We start from the raw sequence: 4,202 nt of genomic DNA on the forward strand, positions 1-4,202 counted from the left end.
AGTTCTCCCTTGAGAGCCGTGGAAGACGACCACGTTGATAGGCCGGGTGTGGAAGTGCGGCAACGCATGGAGCTTACCGGTACTAATAGCTCGATTGGCTTGATCGCTCTCATTTATCGACGCCCATACTCGGTATGCGCGGATAGAAAGACCTTTTGCTTCGAAAAGATGTGTTTCGCCGGCCTGGTGGCCTTCGGCGGAGCGATCAGACCCGATCCCATCCCGAACTCGGCCGTCAAACGCTTCTGCGCCAATGGTACTATGTCTCAAGACCTGGGAGAGTAGGTCGTCGCCAGGCCTGCGAAGCGCATCATCCTCTTTATCGATACCGTTCGAAGCAGCGCTGCATTCGCCGTGCTGCTTTTTTGTCTTTGGCGCGTTTGTCTTGTCGCGCATTCTCTTGGCGCGGGGTGGAGCAGCCCGGTAGCTCGTCAGGCTCATAACCTGAAGGTCGTCAGTTCAAATCTGGCCCCCGCAACCAACTTTTACCGAACAAGTGAACTCATCGCGAACAGCCCCAATGTTGGGGCTGTTTTCGTTTGAGCTTTGCGCCAGATGGACCATCTTCGCGATGTTTATCGCCCGTTCTTTCCTCCGGCGCATGGCGTGCCGCGCGTCGACGACCGACGCGTCGTCAGCGGTATTGTTTACATCATCAGGCACGGCCTGCAATGGAAGGATGCGCCCAAGGGCTAGGGCCGCACGAGACACTCTATAACCGTTTCATTCGCGGGAGCCGGCTTGGCCTCTTCGACCGGATTTTCGCCACCCTCGCCGTCAAAACTCCCAAAGCCCGAGCGCATCATGATCGACTCGACGCATCTGAAGGCGCATCGCACGGCGGCTATCGGCCGCACGAAAAGGCGGGTTGAACTCCAAGCTGCATGTCGTCTGCGACCCGGCGCGCTCCTGCGGCCGGGGTTTTGCTTTTCATGGAAACCGAAAAGCTCGCCTCGAACATCGATCAACAGTTCGTTATCCTTCGGTGTCGGTACTACACCCTCGCATCAACCGCTCCGTCTATCGCTGCCTCGCCCAGAAGTCCGGCCAATAAATTATAGCAACGGTCGCCAATTGACATTTCTACGGGCAGATCTAGCCTTTAGCGCAGTGCGGACGGAGACCGGCATGCGCATAAATTGTGGAGATTTCTCGCGTCAATTGATGCTGTCAGCCGTAAGCATTGTCGGAGCTTGCGCGCTCGCGACGGCTACGCTGGCTGAAGACATCCCGACGCGGTCGACCGCCGTCACGGTCGACTCTGCCAAACAGGCCGGCGGCGAACACGCTGGCCACGCGAGGCGCATTCCCAATGGCGTTGTCAGCCTCGACGTCGTCGCCGACGGTGGCAGGCTCCATCTCCTACTCGGCAAACATCAGGATGGCCGCGCAAGCGTCTGGCATCAGGTTTCGACCGACGCAGGGCGAAACTGGTCCGATGCCATTGAGGTGCAAGGGCCACCGGGCGCCGGCGCCGTCTTCATGCGGGGCTCGGATGCGCGCATCGTCGCGCGCGGCATGAATCTCGTCGCCATCTGGACCAGCAAGGTCGAGGGCAACAAGCACGGCGGCGCAGGGCCGATGGTCGCGTCGCGTTCGACGAACGGCGGAAAGAGCTGGACGCCGGCGCCAGCTCCCGCCGATTGGCCAAAAGGCCCGCATTCCTTCTTCACGCTCGGCGCCGACGCGAAGACGCTGCACGCCGCTTGGCTCGACAGCCGGGACGGCAAGGTTCCGATCGAAGGCGCGCAGGCGATGCGTTACGCTTTTTCACTGGATAGCGGCGTCACGTGGTCGGCGAATTCGACGCTCGACGGCGTGACCTGCGCCTGCTGTTGGAACGCCGGAGGCGCCGACAAGGCGGGAAATTTTTACGTGCTCTATCGCGACAAGCGGCCCTCCGACATGGCGCTTGGCGTCGTGGACGCCAAGACAAAGCAATGGACCCGGCTTGCGACGGTCGGCGCTTTCGGTTGGGATTTTCCGGGTTGCCCGCATATCGGCGGCGGACTCGCCATTAAATCCAATGGCGGCTCGACCGAAATGCACGCTGTCGTCGGCACGCGCAGAAAGGGCGACGCCGGCTTTTATTACGTGAAGTCCGCCGACGGTGGCCGGAGCTGGACGACGCCCTTCAAACTCGGCGACGAAAGCGCCGCACATGGCGACGTTGCGCTCAGCAAAGACGGCCGCCTCGCGGCGGTGTGGGACATGATCGACGCCGAAACGAACGACGGCTCGCTTGCCATTTACGAGGCGCAATCCAACGACGGCGGACTGCATTGGACCGCGGCGCGGCGTCTTTCGGCGCCGAAGGCGTCGGCGTCGCACCCCCGACTCGTGGCGTCTAATAACGGTTTCGTCGCTTTTTGGACGGAGCAAAGCGAAGGCGCCGACGCGCGGTTGGCCATAACGCGCATTTATAACGAGAAATTGGGCCAAGCAGGGCGTTAGCCTTGAGTTCGTCTAGCCGTTGAACTCCAACGCAACAACGCGCTCGGGCAATTGCGAAGTTCTGATCGGTTGCGCGTCTGGCAGGCATATTTCTTTGTGAACATTCTGACGCCGTCAAACGCTTCCCACTCATGGACGTCGCCAGCACTGTTAAACGGCAGCGCTGGCGATAGGTCGGCGTCGCCTGAGAGGGGTCCGACTTCTCTTAATCCATAGCGAAATGCTTGCATCGCCCATTTAGAACGTGACTCTTATCGTGCCCATCGCATTGAACGGCGCGCCTGGATAGATGCTGAGTCTTGGCGTCGAGAAGTTGTTGTCCACGGATTCGAAATATCGGGTGTTGGCGAGGTTTCGCAGATTGAGCTGCGCGGTCACATCGTTGCCCATAACCTTAAGCTTATAGGCGGCCATTGCGTCGAGCCGAACATAGCCGGGCAGCTGGAAGGTGCTCTGATCGTCGCCCTGGCGGTTGCCGACCACGAACACTCCAAACCCGAGACTGAACCCGTCGAGCTCGACAATCTCCTTGATGTCCCATTTCGCCCAGAAGCTGCCCTGATAGCGCGGCACGCCAATCAGGCGGCGTCCGAGCGTGGTGGTCGCCGGATCCGTGTTGTTGTCCTGGGTGACGCGCACGTCCATATAGGTGAAGCTGCTAATCAGGCTGAGATTGTCGAGAATCTTGCCCGTAGCGTCGAGTTCCACGCCTCGGCTGCGCGCTGCGCCGACCAGGACGAGCGCGGTCGGATCAAGCGATGTGATGTCCCTCACCGGAATATTCGTCTTCGTGAGGTTATATAACGCCAGTGTCGTCAACAGACGACCCTCGAACCATTCCGCCTTGGCGCCGATTTCGATCTGTTCGCTCTTTCCCGGCGCGAAGGGCCGATTGAACTGGTCGACGCCGACCGAGGCGTTGACGTTCGGTCCGAACGCCTGCGTCCAACTTCCATAGAAGCTCGCCCAGGGAACTGGCTGGACGAGAAGTCCGACGCGCGGACTGAAGGCCGAGTCGAAACGTGTGGGCGCAAAGAAAGTGTATTGGCGATTGGCGGTGGAAAAGGGATTTCCGACGGCGAAGGGATTGATCGTATAGGGCTGGGTGAAGATGTAGGATTCCGCCAGGTCGCCGGTTGCGCCTCTCGCCTGGCCTTGCCAGAACCAGTCGAAGCGACCGCCGCCCAGAATATGCACTTTCCCGTCCAGAAGCGTGATGTGATCCTGGAAGTAGAAGCCTTCCTGGTTGGAGAGGTTGGCTTGGCGATCGTTCAGGAAGCGGGGCCGGTCAAACACGCGTTGCCAGTCATAAAAGGCTGTAGGGATCGAGGTGTAGATATTGCTGGTCCACGGAGAGAACATATTGACGGTGAGCAGAGGATTCGGCGGGAAAAAGCGTCCCTGATTGCCGTATATCGAGTGGACGCGCTGATAGTCGAATCCGAGCAGCGTGTCGTGATGGGCGCCGAGAAAATCGAAATGCCCGAGCAGATCCAGATTGGTTCCGTAGACGTCCGAGTCATTCTGCTGACTGAAGGCGTTCTTCAGGACATTGCCGATCGCATCGACGCCTGCATGACTGGAGTAGGCGTCATCGTGATGCAGGAACGCCGCCAGAAACCGCTGCTTGAACGTGAACATGTCGTTGAAACGGTGCGTGAAGTCCGATCCGACAAAGACGTTGTTGTTATTGGACAGCGGCACGTACGGACCTTCAAGGTTGCGCGAAACCGGAACGTCCGCCGGCC

Annotated in this window: 2 protein-coding genes, 1 tRNA gene, 2 rRNA genes and 1 pseudogene; 5 read left to right on the plus strand and 1 reads right to left on the minus strand. The window is 59.6% G+C overall.

Annotated features, from left to right (window positions below):
* From QZ964_RS19330 to QZ964_RS19350, 5 genes and pseudogenes are all read left to right on the plus strand, one after another.
* Positions 1–107: ribosomal RNA gene (locus QZ964_RS19330) — 23S ribosomal RNA — on the plus strand; the annotation flags it as partial.
* 75 nt (positions 108–182) lie between these two features.
* Positions 183–298: ribosomal RNA gene (gene rrf, locus QZ964_RS19335) — 5S ribosomal RNA — on the plus strand.
* Positions 299–404: 106 nt separating this feature from the next.
* Positions 405–481 (plus strand) — tRNA-Met (locus QZ964_RS19340).
* A 74-nt stretch (positions 482–555) separates the two neighbouring features.
* A pseudogene (locus QZ964_RS19345) lies at positions 556–898 on the plus strand (transposase); the annotation flags it as partial.
* A 266-nt stretch (positions 899–1,164) separates the two neighbouring features.
* Positions 1,165–2,454: a sialidase family protein gene (locus QZ964_RS19350; RefSeq protein ID WP_292533654.1), complete on the plus strand. Its 1,290-nt coding sequence runs from the start codon at positions 1,165–1,167 to the stop codon at positions 2,452–2,454.
* 237 nt (positions 2,455–2,691) lie between these two features.
* Here QZ964_RS19350 and QZ964_RS19355 read toward each other — a convergent pair.
* On the minus strand, positions 2,692–4,202 hold a 1,511-nt coding region (locus QZ964_RS19355; protein ID WP_292533656.1), incomplete at its 5' end, for a TonB-dependent siderophore receptor.

This window comes from Methylocystis sp. (assembly GCF_021731785.1).
In the GTDB taxonomy this organism is placed as follows: Bacteria; Pseudomonadota; Alphaproteobacteria; order Rhizobiales; family Beijerinckiaceae; genus Methylocystis.

Excerpts from the sequence above, each read along its gene's own strand:
- QZ964_RS19350 (WP_292533654.1), top strand. The coding sequence starts at position 1,165 with ATGCTGTCAGCCGTAAGCATTGTCGGAGCTTGCGCGCTCGCGACGGCT.